Annotated in this window: 19 protein-coding genes and 1 pseudogene; 11 read left to right on the top strand and 9 right to left on the bottom strand. The window is 48.0% G+C overall.

Annotation, left to right across the window (positions count from 1 at the left end):
• Positions 1–94: 94 nt before the first annotated feature.
• Entirely contained in the window at positions 95–781 is a 687-nt protein-coding gene (locus ACYQ2L_RS11900) for a substrate-binding periplasmic protein (protein WP_460055882.1), read from the bottom strand.
• 223 nt (positions 782–1004) lie between these two features.
• On the opposite strand from ACYQ2L_RS11900, the gene ACYQ2L_RS11895 reads away from it, so the two are divergent.
• Positions 1005–2564 (top strand): hypothetical protein, encoded by a 1560-nt coding sequence (locus tag ACYQ2L_RS11895; RefSeq protein ID WP_460055880.1) that lies wholly within the window; start codon positions 1005–1007, stop codon positions 2562–2564.
• A 32-nt stretch (positions 2565–2596) separates the two neighbouring features.
• Here ACYQ2L_RS11895 and ACYQ2L_RS11890 read toward each other — a convergent pair whose 3' ends face one another.
• The gene (locus ACYQ2L_RS11890) at positions 2597–3262 is read right to left on the bottom strand and encodes a CAP domain-containing protein (RefSeq protein ID WP_460055878.1); all 666 of its coding nucleotides are present in this window, start codon (positions 3260–3262) and stop codon (positions 2597–2599) included.
• Between the two features lie 123 nt (positions 3263–3385).
• Here ACYQ2L_RS11890 and putP point away from each other — a divergent pair, with 123 nt between their 5' ends.
• Together putP and ACYQ2L_RS11880 are read left to right on the top strand one after the other, a co-directional pair.
• Complete coding sequence (gene putP, locus ACYQ2L_RS11885) at positions 3386–4849, top strand: sodium/proline symporter PutP (RefSeq protein ID WP_460055876.1); 1464 nt, start codon at positions 3386–3388, stop codon at positions 4847–4849.
• A 684-nt stretch (positions 4850–5533) separates the two neighbouring features.
• Positions 5534–5809: a CD3324 family protein gene (locus ACYQ2L_RS11880; RefSeq protein WP_460055874.1), complete on the top strand. Its 276-nt coding sequence runs from the start codon at positions 5534–5536 to the stop codon at positions 5807–5809.
• Positions 5810–5813: 4 nt separating this feature from the next.
• Here ACYQ2L_RS11880 and ACYQ2L_RS11875 read toward each other — a convergent pair whose 3' ends face one another.
• Entirely contained in the window at positions 5814–6533 is a 720-nt protein-coding gene (locus ACYQ2L_RS11875) for a CPBP family intramembrane glutamic endopeptidase (RefSeq protein WP_460055872.1), read from the bottom strand.
• A 49-nt stretch (positions 6534–6582) separates the two neighbouring features.
• On the opposite strand from ACYQ2L_RS11875, the gene ACYQ2L_RS11870 reads away from it, so the two are divergent.
• Positions 6583–7383: an alpha/beta hydrolase gene (locus tag ACYQ2L_RS11870; protein ID WP_460055870.1), complete on the top strand. Its 801-nt coding sequence runs from the start codon at positions 6583–6585 to the stop codon at positions 7381–7383.
• Between the two features lie 77 nt (positions 7384–7460).
• Here the strand turns inward: ACYQ2L_RS11870 and ACYQ2L_RS11865 are convergent, their stop codons facing one another.
• Entirely contained in the window at positions 7461–9143 is a 1683-nt protein-coding gene (locus ACYQ2L_RS11865) for a glycoside hydrolase family 43 protein (RefSeq protein ID WP_460055868.1), read from the bottom strand.
• 310 nt (positions 9144–9453) lie between these two features.
• On the opposite strand from ACYQ2L_RS11865, the gene ACYQ2L_RS11860 reads away from it, so the two are divergent.
• From ACYQ2L_RS11860 to ACYQ2L_RS11850, 3 genes are all read left to right on the top strand, one after another.
• Complete coding sequence (locus tag ACYQ2L_RS11860; RefSeq protein WP_460055866.1) at positions 9454–10131, top strand: lysophospholipid acyltransferase family protein; 678 nt, start codon at positions 9454–9456, stop codon at positions 10129–10131.
• Between the two features lie 101 nt (positions 10132–10232).
• Entirely contained in the window at positions 10233–11909 is a 1677-nt protein-coding gene (locus ACYQ2L_RS11855) for a BCCT family transporter (protein WP_460055863.1), read from the top strand.
• A 223-nt stretch (positions 11910–12132) separates the two neighbouring features.
• Positions 12133–12360, top strand: a complete 228-nt coding sequence (locus ACYQ2L_RS11850; RefSeq protein WP_460055860.1) for a hypothetical protein — start codon at positions 12133–12135, stop codon at positions 12358–12360.
• Between the two features lie 98 nt (positions 12361–12458).
• Here ACYQ2L_RS11850 and ACYQ2L_RS11845 read toward each other — a convergent pair whose 3' ends face one another.
• On the bottom strand, positions 12459–12863 hold the full coding sequence (locus ACYQ2L_RS11845) for a hypothetical protein (protein WP_460056032.1): 405 nt from the start codon (positions 12861–12863) through the stop codon (positions 12459–12461).
• Between the two features lie 9 nt (positions 12864–12872).
• Positions 12873–13013 (bottom strand): annotated as a pseudogene (locus ACYQ2L_RS11840) (helix-turn-helix domain-containing protein); the annotation flags it as partial.
• A 127-nt stretch (positions 13014–13140) separates the two neighbouring features.
• Between ACYQ2L_RS11840 and ACYQ2L_RS11835 the strand changes: the two are divergent.
• From ACYQ2L_RS11835 to ACYQ2L_RS11825, 3 genes are read left to right on the top strand one after another with little or no spacing between them, the layout of a single operon-like run.
• Positions 13141–14130, top strand: coding sequence for an alpha/beta fold hydrolase (locus ACYQ2L_RS11835; protein ID WP_460055858.1), 990 nt, complete (start codon positions 13141–13143; stop codon positions 14128–14130).
• Between the two features lie 29 nt (positions 14131–14159).
• On the top strand, positions 14160–14423 hold the full coding sequence (locus tag ACYQ2L_RS11830; protein ID WP_460055855.1) for a type II toxin-antitoxin system Phd/YefM family antitoxin: 264 nt from the start codon (positions 14160–14162) through the stop codon (positions 14421–14423).
• Positions 14411–14806, top strand: coding sequence for a type II toxin-antitoxin system VapC family toxin (locus tag ACYQ2L_RS11825; RefSeq protein WP_460055852.1), 396 nt, complete (start codon positions 14411–14413; stop codon positions 14804–14806). Before ACYQ2L_RS11830 ends, ACYQ2L_RS11825 begins: the two co-directional genes overlap by 13 nt.
• Before the next feature lie 24 nt (positions 14807–14830).
• On the opposite strand, the gene ACYQ2L_RS11820 is transcribed toward ACYQ2L_RS11825, so the two are convergent.
• Together ACYQ2L_RS11820 and ACYQ2L_RS11815 are read right to left on the bottom strand one after the other, a co-directional pair.
• Positions 14831–15523, bottom strand: a complete 693-nt coding sequence (locus ACYQ2L_RS11820; RefSeq protein ID WP_460055850.1) for a DUF4386 domain-containing protein — start codon at positions 15521–15523, stop codon at positions 14831–14833.
• A 116-nt stretch (positions 15524–15639) separates the two neighbouring features.
• Positions 15640–18306: a winged helix-turn-helix domain-containing protein gene (locus ACYQ2L_RS11815; protein WP_460055845.1), complete on the bottom strand. Its 2667-nt coding sequence runs from the start codon at positions 18304–18306 to the stop codon at positions 15640–15642.
• Positions 18307–18686: 380 nt separating this feature from the next.
• On the opposite strand from ACYQ2L_RS11815, the gene ACYQ2L_RS11810 reads away from it, so the two are divergent.
• Positions 18687–18944, top strand: a complete 258-nt coding sequence (locus tag ACYQ2L_RS11810; protein WP_460055842.1) for a hypothetical protein — start codon at positions 18687–18689, stop codon at positions 18942–18944.
• 104 nt (positions 18945–19048) lie between these two features.
• Here ACYQ2L_RS11810 and ACYQ2L_RS11805 read toward each other — a convergent pair whose 3' ends face one another.
• The gene (locus tag ACYQ2L_RS11805; RefSeq protein ID WP_460055839.1) at positions 19049–20392 is read right to left on the bottom strand and encodes a DEAD/DEAH box helicase; all 1344 of its coding nucleotides are present in this window, start codon (positions 20390–20392) and stop codon (positions 19049–19051) included.
• Positions 20393–20768: the final 376 nt, after the last annotated feature.

Below are 20768 nucleotides of genomic sequence, written 5' to 3'. Positions count from 1 at the left end.
GGACGGGACCCCCGCAAAGCCCGGTGCTCCGGACTGCTGCAGGCAGGACGGGGCAGGTGCCAGGTATTATTATTAATGGTATGGATTTTACAAATCAGTAGTCCAGCCCATAGTCCTGCAGAATTGCGCTATGAACTGAAGATTCTCTGATTGCCTGCATGGCCCTGGTCACTTCGCTGACGACCCACGGCAAGGTATCAGGTTGCATGACGATATAGTGATTGTAGGTATCGACATGGCCGGGGGCAATATCCAGATATTCCGAAAGCCCCAGAGCCGAGATTTCATGATCCATACCCAGGGTATGAAAAAATACCAGATCCACTCTACCTGCTGCCAGCATCTGCAGGGCCTGTGAAAGCTGGTCTACAAGGTATATGCTGTCCGGATTTTCAACCATGTCCAGCAATGTGGCGGCTGAGGCTGAGCTGCGGGTAGTCGCGATACGTTGGCCATGTAGGCTATACTTCCCGCTATATATGAAACCGCTATTGCGCTGCCGGGCGAAAACTCTTCGCACTGTATAGACTGGCACGTCGATCCAGATATAGTCTTTCAGGCGGTCATCGGTTTTTGCCATTCCGAGAAATACATCTATGGTTCCCTGTTGCAGATTATTCTGGATTCGTGTCCATGGTGTAAAAACATCGCCCTCTGCCAGTACAATCTGAATTCCCCGGAACTCCTCGTTGAGAGCTGTGATCAGCTCCACACATACACCAGCTATCTCACCGTCCTGCATGAAATACTTAGGTGGAAGATCCTGATACTGTGTTCGCAATAGCTCTTGCCCGGACGCTCCAGCGGCTGAGAATATGAAAATCAATACGCACACGGCCTGTGTTATTTTGATGTTGTTTTCCTTGTCGAATAAGCAGAACGAGACCATATATTACAGCTTAAGTTATGTGATGAATTTTTACAAATATATAGCGTAATACAGAATCAATAGCAACAGTGAGATATATTATATTGTGGAGATTGATATACCAAGGAGGTGCGGTATGAAAAGGCAAAGAGTATGTACTGCGGCAGTACTGTGTGCGTTGTTGATGGCGGTAGCTTTGGTTGGTATGGGCTGTGACACAGGGATTTTTGAAGGAGATCCGACAACAGGGGGTGGTGACGGGCAAGTTGGGGATACTGAAACCGGAAGCGTTGAAAATGGAGATTCTCAGGGCGACCAGCCTGGTGATGGACTGGATGATCTTGATGATGAAGAGGACCCCGCGTTTCTGGTGCAGCCGGCGGTGCCATCGCGTCCGGCTTTTGCTGTTGATCCGATTGTGCCGTCTGATCTTTCGGATTACAGCAGTGTAGCATTTGTCAGTGGAGATGATGATCTAGAAAGGATATTGCAGGCATTTATGCTTTCGATCTTTGCAATGACCGAGACAGATATCGCGATGGATCAGGAACTGGATCGGGTTGGAGATGAACTGCTCATAGCCTATGCATCAGAGCTTGAAGCGCTAATGGATTTCATAGGGCTTATGGAATCAGAGGAATCCGAGCGGCCCTGGTACCTCGGAGAACAGTTTCTTCTGGACCTCCCTGACATCTATTTTTTTCTCACTGATAAAACCGGGGATAGAAATATAATTGTAAATGCAGCACTTACAGCGGCTGCTAATCTTCAGTTGTTGAAGATGGACGAAGATAATGGCACGACCACGGATCAGCTGGCTATTGCGATGAATGGTATTTTATATGCTCAGGTACACAACGATTGGAATGCCGATCTGGATTTGCTCGGTCAAACACTCATAGTTAAGGACCTTATACTGCGCATTCAGGCTGGAGTGGCAGGCAGTGCATTGGTTGCAGTCGATCAACTTGGTGATGACGATTCCGAAATGGAGCTGTCGCTTGGTTTTGACGGCGGATTTCTGGTGACACTTGGAGTCACCCTGGACGGCATCGATAATATGGCTGGTAAATATATTCTGACAATTGCCTATGACAATGATTTCACATCTACACTGGAGGATTTTGAGGTAATTTTTGAAGCAGATGATGCTGAAATCCCGGACCTTGAAGGGATTCTGGATGCGCTCGACCATATCTTGAGCGGTTTTACTCTCTCGGCCGCTGTATATGACAATAGTGGAGCTGCGATCGTGAATATCCAGGACATATCCCTTGAAGAACTTATTGCTGCCATTATGGAACTCATGCCTGAGCCCTCTGTGGAAATCACTGTACAAGTGAGTGTAGCGGAGGGTTTTGTCGATGACAAATTGCTTGGGGATGGTGATTTTCACGACCTGTTTTTTTACAACAGTAATCAGCTGCAGAACTTCAACCATTTAGGATATGCCTGGCGGAATTACAATGACGGATATCACAGTGGATGGGAAGGTGATGTACGTTCAGGTATGCATAGTGAATTCTATGTTGTCGCCATGTACAAGGAAGAGATAGACAACGGTGATCCCTATGACTACCAGTACAATGAGATCTTCTTTCTAAGTCCTGATATTGGTCAGACTCTGATCGAAGAGAATGCTGAGCTGCAGATAGACATCACTACTGACTGGACAAAGATCGACTACGACTGGTAAAGCACAAAACCACGATAGAGGCAGCGATCGGGTTAGTCCTCCTCGCTGTCCTCTGTCGCATCGATCTGGATGTAGGTCATGTAATAACCGTAGGAATAACCACCGTTTTCCAGTTCTCGAGCACCGTATGCCTTGGCTGCTGCGTGATGAGTTGCATCCGGGCGCAAATAGTCATTGCTCATATAATCGACCGTAATATCAAAGAACGGGAAATTATCATTAAACCCGTGACCGGTTTCCCCCACCGCATAGCTGTATGAAATTCCATATTCCGTCCCTAAATCCTGGAGAAACAGACCATCGCTGTATTGGCTGTCGTAGGTAATCGCCTGAATTTCTACCATATAATCGGTGTGGTTCTGCGCAGCGTCCTCCAGGCTCTCATGGAATTCCAGGGGAGGCAGCGAGTTCTCCTCACGGTAGTTGTTCACAGCATAAAGAAGCTCCTCAACCATGCCCTGCGGTTCATCCTCAGTTTCGTCCTCGGTCGTTTCCTCGGTCACGTCCTCAGTAGTACCCTCGGTCGTTTCATCAGTAGTATCCTCAGTCACATCCTCAATCACATCCTCAGTAGTTACTTCAGAACGTGTTTCATCATTCATCAAGTCACCGAGTAAAGCCTCGCACCCTGTAAAAAAGCCAAGCAGGATCAACACAAATGCTCCTGCCAGCACTCGAGATATAATATTGTTATTCATAAGCCTCTCCTCCACCCATGTAATTATTACTAATTCTATCATGTTTTAGAGAATAATTCCTGTTGCTTCAGAAGCTTGACACCGTCCGTTGTTTCAGGGAAACCTTGATCATGGAGGTAACTTATGTTCAATGCAGCGGAACTGATCACCTTTGCGGTGTATTTTGTATTTCTTATGGTTGTCGGCATCTATTTCTACCGGAAGACCGATAACATCGAGGACTATCTTCTTGGTGGTCGCAAAATGGGGAAGTGGGTTACCGCCCTGTCTGCCCAGGCCAGCGACATGAGCGGATGGCTACTCATGGGACTTCCGGGCGCCGTTCTGGTAGCCGGCATCAGTCAGAGCTGGATCGCAATCGGTCTGTTTATCGGAACCATGTTGAACTGGATGCTCGTGGCCAAGCGGCTTCGGGTTTATACAGAGCAAACCGATGCGCTCACACTGCCGACTTTCTTCGAAGCCCGCTTTCGTGATCCCAGTGGACTGCTGCGAATTTTGGGCGCTATTATCACCCTGTTTTTCTTCACCATCTATGCCTCGTCTGGCCTGGTCGGAGCCGGCCTGCTGTTCGAATCAATGTTCGGTATCCATTATCAGACCGCGGTTCTCATTGGCGGATTTGTGATTGTTCTCTACACCTTCCTGGGCGGGTTTCTGGCGGTCTGCTATTCCGACCTTTTCCAGGGAACCCTGATGCTGATCGCAGTCACTGTGGTACCGATACTGGCTTTTTTCAGCCTTGAAAGCGGCAGTATCAGCGCTGCCATGGCCGCCAACGAAATATCCGGCTCGATTATTCCTACTGGCAACCTGCCGCTGATCGCAATAATCTCTACTATGGCCTGGGGGCTGGGCTACTTCGGTCAGCCTCATATACTGGCACGTTTTATGAGTATCGGCTCTCTGAAAGAGGTCAAGCAGTCAACCGCCATTGCCGGCGTGTGGGTCGTAATCTCACTGGCATTTGCAGTGGTGATTGGTATTGTCGGTATTGGCATGTTCCCCGATCTGGCGGCAGCAGACAGCGAGCGGGTGTTTATTCTCATGATCCGGAACCTGTTCAATCCCTGGGTTGGCGGAATACTCCTGGCCGCCATTCTCTCGGCCATTATGTCCACCATTGACAGTCAGCTGCTGGTATCCTCATCCAGTCTGACAGAGGATTTCTATCTCAAAATCCTGAACAAAAACGCCACCAAGAAAGAACTGTTTTTTGTCGGCCGCATCAGCGTAATCGTAATCTCACTCATAGCGATGATACTCGCCATGAATCCACGCAGTAATATCCTCGGACTGGTCTCTTATGCCTGGGGAGGATTTGGAGCTGCATTTGGCCCGCTGATTCTCATGTCGCTGTTCTCGCGGAAAACCACCTGGCAGGCTGCTCTGGCCGGTATGATTACTGGTACCATCGTGCTGGTGCTGTGGGACTATCTGGGGCTGGGAGCGCACATGTATGAAATCGTCCCGGGATTCCTCACCAACCTGGCGGTTATTCTGGCCGTTAACTATTTTCTTCCCCAGAAGGACGAAGTCGTACTGGCCGAATTCGATGCCCATGTAAGTGCATCACGGCAGTCATAGCATATTGCCAGGCCGTTGGTTTCTGGAAACATTGCTTGGGCTGACCCCCACCAGCACACTGGCGGCGGGTCGTGCTATACGGGGCTGCGCGCCGAAACGCCGGGCTACTGCGTGCGCCCGGCCGGCACTCCGGCCTGGCTTCGGGCAACTCGGGTTGGCCTGAACACACATCCGCAACTACCCGAAACCAGGCAGCCTGCGGCTCCCCTACTATCACTCAGCCGGAATCTTGCCGGCGAAATAAAAAGCCGGCTGCAGAACAGCCGGCTCATGTAATTTAGAGGCCGAAACCTCTGTTCAATTCAATCATAAAAACCTCCTTTTTCCGGATAACCACAGGGTCATTCGGATGTTTAGATTCACAATCGGCTAGCCAGGGACTGTGTAGAAGTAGTATGCTTCGCTTTCGGGGGTTTTGAAAGGGAAAAAACAATTTTAAAAGAACTTACCCCGGGAATCTGCTTTACAAGTCCCGGCTTTCTATTATAATTAAGCTCATCACATTATCAGGGAGGTACGATATGAAAAACATTTTTTCAATGAACCACACAACAGCCATTATGGATCCGTCCTTCCTGAGCACCCTCTAACAGCCTCAGAAATATAGTAATTGCATCAGGGAATCCCTGAACAACTGCCAGGTACAGACCGGATCCTCGAACAAAGAACGCGCAAGGAGAATCTGTGTCCTACAAAAATGCTTCAAGCATTCTGCCTGAGCAGCTGGTTGAGGAAATACAGCAATATATTCAGGGAGAGCAACTCTATATTCCACGCAAATCCGGGGAAAAACTCGGTTGGGGATCGAAAAACGGTACGCGGGACAGCATCGCCAGACGGAACCGGGAAATCCGCAAGAAACGACGCCAGGGTACAGCTGTGTCGGACCTGGCGGATATGTACAATCTTTCCGATGACAGTATCCGGAAAATAATCTATTGCCGGAAAGAACATGAGTAATAGATTATAAAAATGCCGTGGCGATTGCGGTGGCCCCAACCATTATTACATTGCTTATGCTGTGCATGGCCATGGGGTAGATGACGCTGCCGGACTTTTCGTAGCAATCGCCATAAAAAAGACCCAGTACAAAAGACATTAGGAGCTGATACGGATGGTACCGCAGGGTAAAAGGATTAAAGCTGAAGCCGACGTGGGCAAGTGCAAAAATAACAGCAGCAATCAGATTTGCATAACTGACTCTTCCCCGGAGCAATCGGCCGGATACCAGCATTCCGGCAATAGTCATTGCAAAGGCCCGGAAAATCAATTCCTCTGAAGGACCAGACAGCAGGAGCTGGAAGCCCAGGTACCCGATTATATTGCGGCTTTCCATGGGATACGGGAAGGGCTGGAATGAACCGAGGGCCAATGCAATACCATGACTGACCAAAGATCCCACCCCAAAAATAATGGTGAACTTCACGAGGTAATTGATTCCCTGTTTCGAATCACCGCGCCCCAACTGGAAGTCATACTTCCTGAATCTGATTAAAGGCAGCATCAGTGCCAGAAAAATCAGGGCCTGCACAATGTGATGGACAGATATCCACATGAAAGCCCCATCGGGATCCACAGCGGAGTAAGAGAATTGATCAGCAATGAGTCCCGAGATTTTTGGTACTGCGAGCAGGAGGATTGTTAATCCTGCCAATGAAATAATGGTTGGTATTACTTTTTTCATATGTTGACATTATAATAAATAAATAAGTTAAAATAATCCAGGAGTATTCATGAAGTTACGCAGAATGATTGTTGTCGCTGTTATTGGTTCCTTGTTGTCAGCCTGTGCATTTACCGATCAGTTCTATTCACCGTCCGATGTGTTTGAACCGATTGAAGGTGTAGATCATCGGAGTATATGGTTCGAATACCAGGGTTCCAGAATACATACCCTGCTGCTGGAACCTGACCAGAAAATTGCCAATCAGCGTGTCCTCATTCTTATCCAGGGTAAAGGCGGGAACGCCTCGGACTGGTATAAATTTGCCGTTCCGATTGTAGAGGCAGGTTATCATGTGTGGATACCCGAATATCCCGGGCATGGGAAATCTGAAGGACAGCCTGATCATAAATCTGTGTATAATGCCATGAATGCAGTTGTAGAGGAAATGCTCGAGCATAATGCTATTGAAGATTATAAGAAAGCATTCTGGGGATTTTCCCTGGGGGCAAACCTGGCTACCAGACTGGCGGTCAACTATCAGGACAGTGTTGAAGGTGTAATAATAGACGGCGGCGGCTCAGCATTCGAAGATGTTGCCGTTGGAGCGGTCGAAGGCGGCAGTTTCTGGGTCCGGCTGTTCGTTGCATCTCCGTATCCGGCACGTGATAATGTCAAGGAACTGAACAAAGGTAAGACCCTCATAATCCACAGCGTAGATGACCAGGTCATGCCGATTGAAATGGGCCGATTGATCCATGAAAATGCCGCAAATGAGACAAAGATATGGGAGGTTCCAGGAGAGCACTGCATGACCGTATTCAATGAGCCTGAAGAATATACGGAACAGCTTGATTGGATTTTCCAGTAAACCCGAATCAAACGGAAATACAGAGGATTTCGTGTACTTCCGTTTGACAGCAGAATGATCTGGAGCGAAGTCGCTCGTTATACCAGACAGCATGGATACGATCTTCTGATTTCAAGATATTCGAACCAGTCAAAATCGGCGATCGAGCTGCTTTGTTCACCGTTACTGCTGGCGTATAAGCCCAGGTACGCGCCCACAAAACCACCGGCAACTGTTGTGCTGAGAATGCTGCCGTTAACGTTTTCGGCGATTGGGACCCATGCTTCCGGTGTGTCTGCCATGTAGAATCCGTACACCTGTCCATATGCTTCGACTTTGAGGTAGAGGCGATTGTCGGCTATTGGCTGCTCGCACAGAATCGTTTCTACTCCTTCTTCGCGCTTGATCAGGCGAATGTATCTTTGAACTTGATCCTGCTCTTGTCCGTGCTCCTTCCCGGCAGACCGTGCAGATGCACCTGTCACCACAAAACGGAAGTTGAAATCACTGTTTTGCAGCAGTACGATGCCTGCTTCTTCGTTCGCTGAGTCAGGTGTAAAGTCCATTACCGTCCGCGCGCTGAAGCTGGCATGTTGTTGCCGTCGTCCCACAAAACTTGGCTGTGCCCACTCGGAGAGTCTCTGCGGTCTCAGCTTGAGGCGCAGGAAACCTGGTCGCTCACTAAGGCTGTAGAAGTCTTCACGCGGGGTACGCAGGAAGTTCCAGGTATAATCCAGATGTTCGCTTTCGAAATTATCACAGACCGGGCGGGTAGCCGGTACATGCTCCGGCAGGTCCGGAACCGGATACTCAAACTCGAGTTTGCCTGTGCCGGGGCTTACAATGGGCCAGCCGTGCTCCCATATTACCGGCGCCAAAAAGGTTTCACGCCCCAGGTTGAAGTAGTGATCTTCATTGGGATCGCCATCGGGCAGGAACACACGCTCCAGCCGGCGTCCGCCATAGGGTCGCATTGCCAGACAAACCATCCACCATTCACCATTCTGTGTCTCAACGAAATCGGCATGACCCGTGCCGGTAATCGGATGATCCTGCCCAAGGTGACGATGGGTGAGTATTGGATTCCGCGGGTTGTTCTGATAAGGGCCCGTAATATTCCGGCTGCGAGCAATCGTGACGGAGTGATTATGACTGGTGCCACCTTCTGCAATAACCAGGAAATACCAGCCCTCGATTTTGTAGAGATGCGGTGCTTCAGCATGGATACTGTCCTGCATCATACCATCATACAGTGTGTACTTCTCTCCGATGAGCTGCATTGTCTGCAGATTCAGCTCCTGAAGCCAGATTTCACGATGTCCGTGGTACTTCTCACCTTCCGGTGAAATTCTGTTGCCGGTGTACCAGACACGCCCGTCATCGTCGAAAAGCAGTGAGGGGTCGATACCCGGAGCATCCTTCAGCCAGTAAGGCTTTGACCATGGTCCTGCCGGATCGCTGGCGGTGACGATAAAGTTGCCGGATTCCTTCGTACCGGCTACCATGGTGTTTATGACGTAAAACATGCCGTCATGGTAACGGATCGTCGGAGCAAAGAGTCCCCCGGAGGGCCGTACGCCATCGAGTGGCAGCTGTGAAGGTCGGTCGAGTACGTGCCCGATCTGCTGCCAGTGCACCAGGTCGCGGCTGTGAAAAATCGGCAGGCCGGGGTAGTACTCAAAGCTTGAGGTCACCATGTAATAATCTTCCCCGACGCGACAGATAGTAGGATCGGGATAAAACCCCGACAATATTGGATTGCTGAATGTTTTAGTTGCCACTTCTCGTGTCTCCTTTGTAGAAATTCCTGTTTCCGATTTCCCATTTATACTCTTCACTGAAGCATTTTTTCATGAGCTGTCTCCAAATCTGTGTATAAAAGTAGTATGTGAACATGCATTTGCGGATTATCATATCGGTCATATTGCCGATGAAGGCTATGAAACACTAGTGTCCATGTAGTTTTCTATTATGACAGTTTCCTTGCTGATAGAACCCCTTGAGACAAAGATTGCATCAATACAGAAAGAGGCAGTAGAATAGAACAGCAGTGTGCCGGGATCTTCAGGAAATTTCCGGAAAGGAGAATGAGTGTCGTTAAAGACAAGGTGTCTCAACAATGTAATTCGTTTACTGTTCACCCTCGTGTGTAAGATCGATGTGCATGAGTTTGACAAGATTCCGCAAGAGGGGCCTGGTATCCTTCTATCCAATCATACAACCAACCTTGAAGGTCCCCTCTACTATGTGTTTCTGAGTTCCCGCAAAGCTACGGCATTGGGCAAGCAGGAACTCTGGGAAAATGCAATTACACGGATATTTATGAAGGCCTGGAACATCATTCCTATCCATCGGGGCAGGGTGGATTCCACTGCAATGAATCAGGCGCTGCAGCGTCTGGATGAGGGCTGGTTTCTCGGTGTTGCGGCAGAGGGAACCCGGAGCAAGACCGGTGCTCTGAAGTCGGGCCGGCCGGGTGCTGCCATGTTTGCTGCTCGCAAGCATGTGCCGGTGTATCCCCTTGTCCACTGGGGCCTTATGGATATCGGTAGTAATCTGCGGCGGTTCAGGCGCACCCATGTGGGAGTAAGGGTGGGAAAGCCGTTCTATGTGGAGGTTCCGGATGGTGAGCCAAGTCGTAGGCAGCTTAAAGAAATCACCGACGAAATGATGTATCAACTATCCGCAGTGTTGCCTGAGCGCTATCGTGGACCGTTTTCCGATCTCTCACAGGCAACTACCACCTACCTTCGTTTTGTGAAGGAATGAAACAGCCATAAGCTATCGCCGACGGGTGCACTCCAAAAATACGAGGAAAGGCAGTGGTGAATTTATTTGACATTGAGCAAAACATGGAATAATTATTAATTATGGAAAATACAGAAATTCATGATCCCGCTCACGAAGAGCGGCAGGAATTGGCTCGCGAAGCTGAGCAGAAGTTATTTGATCGCAATTTCACTCGCTGGGGACTGGATATGAACCCGGTAGTCAGTCTTGCTGCTGCAGGTTTTATATTGCTGTTTGCAGGATTAAGTATTCTGGATCTGGACAGGGCAAATGCGGTTTTCCAATCTGTTCAGTTATTTATTATTACACGATTTGACTGGGTGTTTATTCTGTCCAGTAATTTTTTCATACTGGTTAGTCTTGTATTTGCATTTTCACGACTTGGAACCGTTAAGATAGGTGGTGTTGATGCAAAGCCGGAGTTCTCCAATTTTGCCTGGTATTCCATGTTGATTTCTGCAGGAATGGGAATAGGTCTCATGTTCTGGGCAGTTGGAGAACCTTTATATCACTCTACAATTACACCGCCAATTTTTACCAGCCCGGATGCTGCCAGTGCTGCAATGGCAACGACGTTTTTTCATTGGGGTCTGCATCCATGGGGAGTATATACCATAATTGCTCTGGCACTTGCTTTTTTTGCCTACAACAAGGGCTTGCCACTTTCCCTGCGATCGGTGTTTTTCCCTCTATTAGGCAAGCGGGTATTCGGGCTGTGGGGTGATCTGATTGATGTTCTTGCAATTCTGGCAACTCTGTTTGGCTTGGCGACATCACTTGGACTTGGTGTCCAGCAGATTAACAGCGGTCTTAATTTTCTGACTGGACTGCCCTACAGCACTTTAATACAGATCGCGCTTATAGCTGGGGTAACTGCAGTGGCAACTATTTCCGTAGTGAGTGGAATTGATAAAGGTGTTCGTATACTGTCTGAACTTAATATGAAATTAGCGGCGGCTTTTCTTGTTTTTATGTTGCTGGTCGGCCCTACCGCATACATAATCAGGTTATTTACCAATTCATTAGGGCTCTATTTTGGAGATTTAATCAAATCCTCTTTTTTTATAGGCTCACATGAAAGTAGTGTATGGCAGGGTGGCTGGTCTGTTTTTTATCTTGCCTGGTGGATATCCTGGTCACCATTTGTCGGAATGTTCATTGCGCGTATATCAAAGGGACGAAGTATTCGAGAGTTTGTTACAGCTGTAATGGTGATTCCGCCCATGCTTTCTTTTCTGTGGATGTCAGTATTCGGTGGCAACGCAATATATATTAACGAGCTTTCTGGAGGAGCCCTGTTTGAGATCGTGCAGGGAAATCTGCCTGTAGCGCTGTTTGAAATGCTTTCTAGAGTCAATCTGCCTGTATTACAGGGAGCTATTACAATTATTCTCAGTACACTCGCTACAATTATGGTGATTTTTTTCTTTGTAACGTCCAGCGATTCAGGTTCGCTGGTTATTAATAATATTACCTCTGGAGGACGAATTAAAACCCCCGTTGGACAGCGGATATTCTGGGCAGTCCTGGAAGGAGTCGTCGCCGCAGTTCTCCTGCTGATTGGTGGTGAGCAGGCGCTCGCAGCACTGCAGACAGCTGTAATCAGTACAGGTCTGCCTTTTGCGTTGCTTCTGGTCCTCATGAGCATAATGTTGATTAACAGCGTCCGAGTTTCGCAGGAACGTCAGAAAAGAATGCGTGATCTGAAGTTATTCCAGCAGCTCTGGAAGTTGACACATCGGCGTGCTCCCAAATAGCCGGAAACAGGTCAAGAAGATTTGTTTTTAACCCGGTATAGGGTTTGGCCTTCCTTTAGCTGTCGATGTTGAGAATAGACCGAATAATCAACTATCTATTGTGCGCCTGGATCTTCGGTGAGCCTTTGCTCCCTCCAGGCGATCACTTCCAGCGCACAATGAAGTTCTGGCAGGAGGTTCTCTCACGTTTACACTAGAGGGATCAACGAATCCGGATCTAACAGTGAATGCTTTTACTGTCAATCTGGGCGCCAGCAATCTGAATATCTTGCCGACGCTGTACAGCGACAACTCATATGAATTCAGTTCGGTGGTGTACTATCCATCTGGATTATATCCAATGGAAGGTGGTCTATGGCATGTAAGATCAACTCTGACATCCGGGACCTACTATCTCGAATTACAGAACACCGGTGATCACGACCGTACTTTCAATTTACGCGTATATTGATGATCAATGCAGGCGAATATCCTGTCCGCCTGCCGCAGCTTTCTGGTGAAAGCTTATGAAAATATACGGCTGCAAAAAACTCAATCAAGATCGGTTCTCTACTCAGATCCTTCTCCGGTATTCTTTCGTGCAGGAAAAAGGGAATAGGAGAACTTATGTAATCGAGCTCCGGGGGAATTTTCAATTTTACTATACCGTTCAAAGAGAGCGCGAAAGTCCTGTATAAATTCAGTGAGATCTTCATCTTTCAGGTGCATGATCCACGTCCGGAATCCAAATCTTTCAGGTTCCATGGTGCTCCCTTCTGGACCGAGGTATTCCATGCAATCCGTCAGCTGGGAGATCATGAAGCTGAAAAAAAGATTGATCAACTGAGCATTTGGTAAGGATTCTCCTTTTTCATCCACCTCCCGGAGAGGATTCCTTTTAATGTTGAAACTCCGTTCGAGTGTTCCCCGTACCTGTGTTTCCGAGAAGATCTCCAGAATTTGATCTTTATGCATGCCTCTCAGATGCCTATAGAGACTCGCTTGAGCAATATCCGGCAGATGTTGAGAAAGCTGCCGGGCTGAGCACGGCCCATTTGCCGTTATGACCTGCATTATATTCATCCGAACAGGATGTAATAAGTTAGCAATGATTTTTTGATCCATACTGCCATCCTTTTTAATTGACACAACATAATGTTATCAATTATGATAACATTATCATAATTGATAACGCAAGGGCCGATTGTGGCAAAATTCACAATTGATTAAGTATAGGTGTGAAGGAGTTAGTATGCCAGGGAAAAAAAGATGGGGGAAAATAATGGTAGTAGTTATTGGTATTATTGTGGCTTTTAACGTAGTTCTGATATCAGCCGGTGTCATTCTCAGAGAAACACATTTTAAGGGAAACTTCAGTAAGATTCAGCCCTACGGTCAGATCGTGGAAGTATTTGACGGTACAATGAATGTTTTCAGTCAGGGCAACGGTGATGAAACCATTGTATTGTTACCCGGCTTGGGGGTTGGACTTCCTTCAGCTGACTTCGGTCCACTTATGAGAAAGCTATCGGAAAACTACAGAGTTGTGGTACTGGAATATTTCGGAGTCGGATTTAGCAGCGTCACCAGCAGACCCCGATCAAATGCCAACTATGTAGAAGAAATCAGGGAGGCTCTTCTTAAAGCAGGCTTTCCTGGACCTTATGTACTTATGCCTCATTCCATTTCTGGTATTTATGCTGAATACTATGCCAGTCGTTATCCCGATGAGGTTCGCGCAATAATAAACCTGGATGGCACATCAACAGCGTATTGGCAGAAAACACCAGCTATACTCAATGCTGTTATTCCCCTGGCAAAGGTACAGCAGGCAAGTGGATTAACGGCATTGTTAGGTACTGTTATCACAAATCGTTCCAAGCTTAAAGGATACGGATACACGGAACGGGAAATATCAGACATGATTACCTTTGCAGCCTTTTCTGTGAACGACACCTTATTGGATCAAATTATAGCTTCAATGGATTTTGTAAAGGAAATCAAGGATGTACCATTTCCCGAGACAGTACCATACCTGAAAATAATCTCTCGGGATACTTTTGAAAAGCCAAATCGACAATTGAAAATAAGTCCTCAGGAGTATCAGTTTGAACACCTGGCAAAAATCGGAGCTCATGGCCAGTATGAAATACTTGAAGGTAACCATTTTATTTACTGGAATAATGTTGAGAGGATTGCTGAACTAACTTCACGCTTTCTGACAGATACAGAGATCAAGTAGCAGTTGCTGTCGGTCTACAAGGATCAGATATGATTGACTTAGTCCATATGATGGACTATTTTAGAATGATGATAGTAGTTAATATCCATGAGGCTAAAACTCATTTTTCTAAATTAGTCGATCGTGCACATGGCGGCGAAGAGGTTGTGGTCGCAAAAGCGGGAAGGCCGTGGGCTCGTCTGGTACCCCTGGAAACGAAAAAAGAGCGGGTTCCCGGTCGCTATAACGATAGCCCTGAAACCAGCTTTTTCGACCCTCTTTCCCCCCATGAATTACAAGCATGGGAACAATGACAGGCTTACTCGATACCTGTGCATTGCTGTGGTGGTGGAGCGATCCGGATCGTCTTTCAAACCGCATGCTAAGCTTGTTAAAGGATCCCGAAAATCAATTCTTTATAAGTCCCGCATCGGCATGGGAAGTTGCCACCAAATATCGAATTGGTAAGTATCCCAATGGAAGTGCAGTAATAAGTGATTGGGAAAAGCGACTGCTGGAAGATGGTTTTAGGGAACTTCCTATTGGCTCAAATCATGCATTGAAAGCAGGGACTTTGCCCGGTGATCATCGTGACCCCTTCGACCGTATGATTGCTGCCCAGGCAATAATAACAGGCTTACCTGTTGTCACAAGCGATCCGGAAATCGCGGGGTTGGGAGCAGAAATTTTATGGTAAGAAGATTCATCCTGATTCCAGAGGCTACGGTCGGTTTTGGGTCCTTCCCATGAGCTTCTCCAGTGCTTGAATATTAAAGCCTGCAATTATCAGCCAGCCGCCCATCACCATCTCCTGTACAGCGAGTGGTATAAACAGAATAAAGGTTGATTGTACTTCAAAGAAGAGAAGAAGAGTATGGATGAGGTAGGGTATCACACTGATTAGTCCCCAGATTGAAAGCCATCGGGGAATCAGTTTGGTGCGGTAGAATGAGATGTATAGACAAACCGCGCCTATCAGGAAAATTATGGATCCTAAATTACCCAGTTTGTCCTGTGCCTCGATTACAACCGTGCCCAATGCCTCTAATGCTTCTCTTCCGGATTCCACCACAGCTATCTGTGAACTTATTATGCCCATGGTTACCCAGAATAGTGCTGTTAACAGATACCAGGCTCCCTCCAGTGTACCCCGGAATACAAGCATCCCCAGCGCGAGCGGTTCACTATCCCTGCGGAAGAGTGGATAGAGGAACAAAGTCATAGAAGCCAGGGATATTCCCATGATGAGGATCAGGAGAGCCCCAACCATTACGGTTGAAGGATTTCCTGCAATACGGGAAATGAAGTTCTGGTCGGGAAATCCTCCCACGACAATAACGGAGAGCACCCCAGCCACAGTCCCCAGGATGTAAAGTGCTCCGGCCATAATAGAATTGATTCGGTAGTTTTTCATGATTCCTCCCTCTTTTGGATCGTTCCTTCATAGTTCATTGTGGTATGAATCTAATCCTTCCAGGCTGTAACCGTTAGACACGAAAGTGGGGTTTTGATTTTTTTCCAGGAAGGGACTCAATTCGAGATAAGACCGAACTTTCTTGCTGCTGATACCGCCTGGGTACGGCGTCGTACATTCAGTTTTTCAAAGATTCTACGGTTGTGACCCTTCACCGTATCCAAAGCAAGGAACAGGCGCTCGCAAATCTCGGCATTAGAGAGTCCCGCGGCGATACATTCAAGTACTTCCCGCTCCCGTTTTGTCAGGGGTTCAGGTATTGATTCCTGTGCATCTTTACTCATTCGCTGTAAATGAGAGCGTTTTCTGTTGAGCGTTGCCAGATAGTCGCTTGGGGGCATAGAGTCCATGGTACGCTGTAATAGATCTCCTGTTCCCGGCAGTTCATTCAGGAAAACCTGGATCTGACCGTCCTGGGAGGCTGCAGTCAGCCCGCTCTCAAGTAAGTGTTTTGCTTCTTTTTTTTCGCCATTGAGATCAGCATAGATTGCTCGTAACAGGTTTATCTCGATGATTGTCCTTTTATGACCCCTCTCCATAGCTGTTTTATATAATGTTTCAAGTAAGGTTAAAGCCTTTTCTGATTCCCCATTCTCCTGTTTTGCCAGGAGAATCCGGACCCTTGTCAGTGTTTGGTATTCCTTCTCCGTTGATGATCCTGAATTATGGATGGCTAAACCAGCTTCCTGTATCCTCTTTTCCATAAGTAGCACTCGTGCTCTGAGGGCTGATAAGGGACGAAGGTCCGGGAGGGGGCTTCTCGCAGGGGCTCGTTCAGCTTCATCCAACAGCCGATGCGCATCCTCGTGGTTCCCCTTGCAAGCCTGAAGCCAGGCCGCGGTTGACAGATATCTGTAATTCCAGGCTACAGCGAAGGAGCTTTTACCGGCGATTGATGCTTTCTGCAGCATAGATTCACCGTGGTCAAGATCACCTTTCTCGATGGCAATTTCTGCTAACACCCTGTAGATATCTTCTGATCCGGAAATTTCGGATGATCCTTGTTCTTTCATCAGACGAAGGGCTCGCTCGCAGTTTCTTTCCGCTTCCATCAGTTGTCCCAATCCAATCAGAATCTCTCCAAGTACAAAGGCGTTACTCAAGATGGCGTTGAGATTTCCTGTAGCTTCAAACTGAATCAATGTTTTTGAATAGATATTGCGAGCGGCTACTAATTCTCCCTGGTTCCAGTAGCTCAGACCGAGGAGTGCTCTTGCTTGCCCGTCAAGGAAGTCATTGCTGGGTGTCTCATTCCTTAATACATTTTTTGCCCACATAATAGTTGTTGAATCATCGCCATAAGCCTGGGAAATGTAGGCTCGCCCGATGCTGATATAAGCAGATAGTATTTGAAAAAGCCCTTGATTGGGCATCTGTTCATGGCTACACTCTTTCCTGATCTCATCAGCTTCATTAAAAAGTGTTTCAGCCTTTTCAAGTCGCCCTGTGGATATTTCAGCGTATCCCTCCTGGGCCTTCAGTACTGGATATCTATCACGGATTTCCTTCGGCAGTTTGTTTCTCCAGGTGTTCCAGAGTTCACTTTCGTTCATGTTACTCATTTCAGACCAGGCTTGTTCCAGCACTTCCACAGCTATGACAGGATCCTCTCCTGCAACCGCCAGCCGTGCCGCGATTACCCATTGCTTTTGATCCCGAAACCACCGACTTGCCCGGGTGTGAATTCCCGGAAGTTCAGCGGGGTATTCCTTTTCTACCATCATGCGTAACATCTGGCGAAAGAGATGGTGGTAGCGATACCACTGTCCACTATTCTCTATAGGTGTCAGGAATAAACGAGCCTTACACAGAAACTGCAGCATCTCTGCTCCTGAGCCGGTATTCTTTTCAAGAACAGCTTCACATAGAGACGGGCAGATCTCATCGGGAATTGAGGTGAAAAGAAGGAACCGTCTAACCCGTTCCTCCTGCTTGTGCAGTACCTCATCTGCAAGAAAACTTATAGTATTGTGATCCTCATCTATCGACGTGTTGGAAAATAAGGGGATTGTCTCGCCTGGGCGAAAAGCCAGGGCAGCACCCTGGAGTCCTGCAACCCAGCCTTCGGTTCCTCTGGCGATCTCTTCAATTTCATTCTCACTAATTGAAAGTCCCATCACTTCTTTCAGGAAGATTTCTGCTTCCCGGTTGGAAAATCGAAGCGTTGATGATCCAATCTCGGTTACCTGATCCCGCATCCGATAGGTCGATAAGGGTAGATCTGGTTCCTTTCGGGTAAGTAATACAAGATGGCATTGTTGCGGGAGATGATCGATAAAGAATTGAAGCAGATGAGATATCTCTGGTGATTCAATCAGGTAGAGATCGTCCAGAACAAGAATGAAATTATCAGGGAGGCTGGCGATGGAGTTCACCAGACCGCTTACCAATGTTTCACCCCCTTTCCTGTCCAAAGCCGTGGTCTGCCCCGATCCTTCCGTTTCTAAATCCGGAAAAATCCTCTGGATTACAGTGGTGAGATACCCAAAAAACCGGAGAACCGACTTGTCTCCCTCCTCCAGAGAAATCCAGCCGGCCTTGAGTGAGGAATCAGCAATCCATTCACGGACGATGCTGCTCTTTCCATATCCTGCAGGGGCGGAGACGAGGGTGAATTTTCGATACAGTCCGGAATTGAGAATCTCCATTATGCCTGGCCGGAGAACCATTCGGGGGCGTCGGGAAGGTGGCTGGAATTTAGTATCAATCTTTATCAAAGACATGGTGTAAGTATCGACCTTACGAGGGCTTAAGATTACTGTCTCAGCTTGACTTCCACATGCCGCGTACAGCTCCCTGTCTGAAAAAAAGAGATTGCATTATTGCAGAGAGTACCTGTACAGTGGAGTAATAACATGCTGGGGTTTTCCGGTTTCACTGAAAAGGGGAATGTAGTGTCGCTAAAGGCAAGTTTTCTCAACAGCGTGGTTCGCATGCTGTTCACTCTGACGTGTAGAATTGATACACATGAGTTTGAAAAGATTCCGGCTGAGGGGCCCGGCATTCTTCTGAGCAATCACACAACCATCCTGGAGGGCCCGCTCTACTACGTATACCTGAGTTCCCGGAAGCTGCCATGTTTGCTGCGCGCAAACACGTGCCGGTGTATCCCATTGTCCACTGGGGCCTCATGGACATTGGCAGGAATCTCCGCAGGTTCAAGCGAACCCATGTCGGAGTGAAGGTGGGGAAACCGTTCTACGTGGAAGTGCCGGACGGCGAACCAAACCGTACGCAGCTCAAGGAAATCACCCACGAAATGATGTACCAACTGGCTGCCGCACTGCCTGAACGCTACCGGGGACCATATTCGGATCTCTCGCAGGCGCCTACCAGCTATCTTCGGTTTGTGGGGGAATAAGGTCATATTACAGTGGAGAACTGAGCGCTATCAGAACATCTGCTGCATTAAGCCCCATAACATGCATGAGAAGAACATTCTGGTGGTTCTCTTCCTGTCCCGCTTCAGCTCCGCTTCCTGAAACCACCCGGCCCGCGTTTTCCCCGACTATCTCCGGAGTTCTGCCGGCGACCGCCGTGTTGCCCACGGCTTTGGCCACGGCCGAAAAGTTTGGGGGCGGGCTTGCTGGAATTCCGTGCCTCTTCGCAGTGGTACTGGTGGTCGATGTCTGCAGGTATCTTCTGTCCAAGCAGTCTCTCGATTGAATTAAGATAGGCCTTCTCTTCTGCGCTGCAGAATGAGATTGCGCACCCTTCAGAACCGGCCCGTGCTGTACGGCCGATGCGGTGAACATAGGTTTCCGCTTCTAAGGGTAGATCGTAGTTTATAACATGGGTAATATCATCGACATCCAGCCCTCTGGCGGCGACATCTGTTGCAACCAGTACTTTCAGGCGGTGGTCTTTGAAACCGGACAGGGCCTTGGTCCGTGCTGCCTGGCTTTTGTTTCCGTGAATAGCGGCGCTGTGAATACCAGCCATTTCCAGCTTGGTTACAACCCGGTTGGCTATGTGTTTCATCTGGGTGAAAATGATAGCTTTGTTTACCCCGGTCTCACCGAGCAGAGAGATAAGAAGATCGTCCTTATCCTGATTGCTCACATAAAGCAAACGCTGGTCTATCTTTTCTACCGCCGGGGTTTCGGGTGAAATGGTTATTTCCACCGGATTAGTGACGATATTCTGCGCAAGACGCTTCATATCATCTGCAAGGGTTGCGGAGAAGAACATTGTCTGTCGTTTTTTCGGCACCTGGGCAAGAACCCGTTTAATGTCCGGTAGAAAGCCCATGTCCAACATCCTGTCTACTTCATCGAGGATAAAGGTTTCTACCTCGTTCAGGTGTATATGTCCTTGTTCCATGAGATCTAGTAGACGCCCCGGGGTAGCGACGAGAATGTCCACCCCACGGTTCAAAAGCTTCACCTGGTGAAACTGGTTCACCCCGCCGAAAATGACAGCGTGGCTTACCTGTAAGAATACTCCGTAGGTTTTTATACTGTCTCCGATCTGGGCGGCAAGCTCCCGGGTGGGGGCAAGGATAAGTGCCCTGGGAGTCCCCCGCTTCGGTCTGCCTGATCCGCTTTTCGCAAGCTTCTGTAACAAGGGGAGGGAGAAAGCCGCGGTTTTTCCGGTTCCTGTCTGGGCACAGCCGATTATATCCCGGCCTTCCAACAGGGGAGGAATACATTGTTCCTGGATCGGAGTAGGGGATAGATATTCCTGGGCGACTGTTGCTTTTTGCAGTTCCGGGATGAGGCTGGTAAAAACCCCTTGGAGGCTGCTTGTGTCTACATTTGTAGCGGTTCTCAAGTCGTGGTTACGCGATGCGTGTGTATGTCTGTTCATTATGTTCCTGGTCCGGGGTGTACAACTCTCTACCCGCCGGACACGTGGAAAAGAAAGGGCCGCATTGGCTGCGGCAATCCGTCACACCGGTACCATCGATGGATTTCTAATATAGAAACAATGTTATATAATATTGTTGATAATTGCAAGTCACGGGTGTTCGAGTTCATGAGGATTAGTATTGCAGGAGCTGATCCTGAGACACACCCATGAGGGAATACCAAGCCATGGTGACTGCTTCATAAGCAGCTAAAAATACCTGGACAGATTATTTTGAGAGTTTCAATATGATATTATTGGAGTAATGCAAAATTGATTATGTTAAAAAAGTGCGTGCCTGTGCAGGGTGATGCCTTTTTTGGAGGAAGCATGAGAT

The organism is Spirochaeta dissipatitropha (assembly GCF_054657935.1).
Note: the sequence above shows the minus strand (reverse complement) of the source record. Positions and strands in the feature narration are given on the sequence as shown.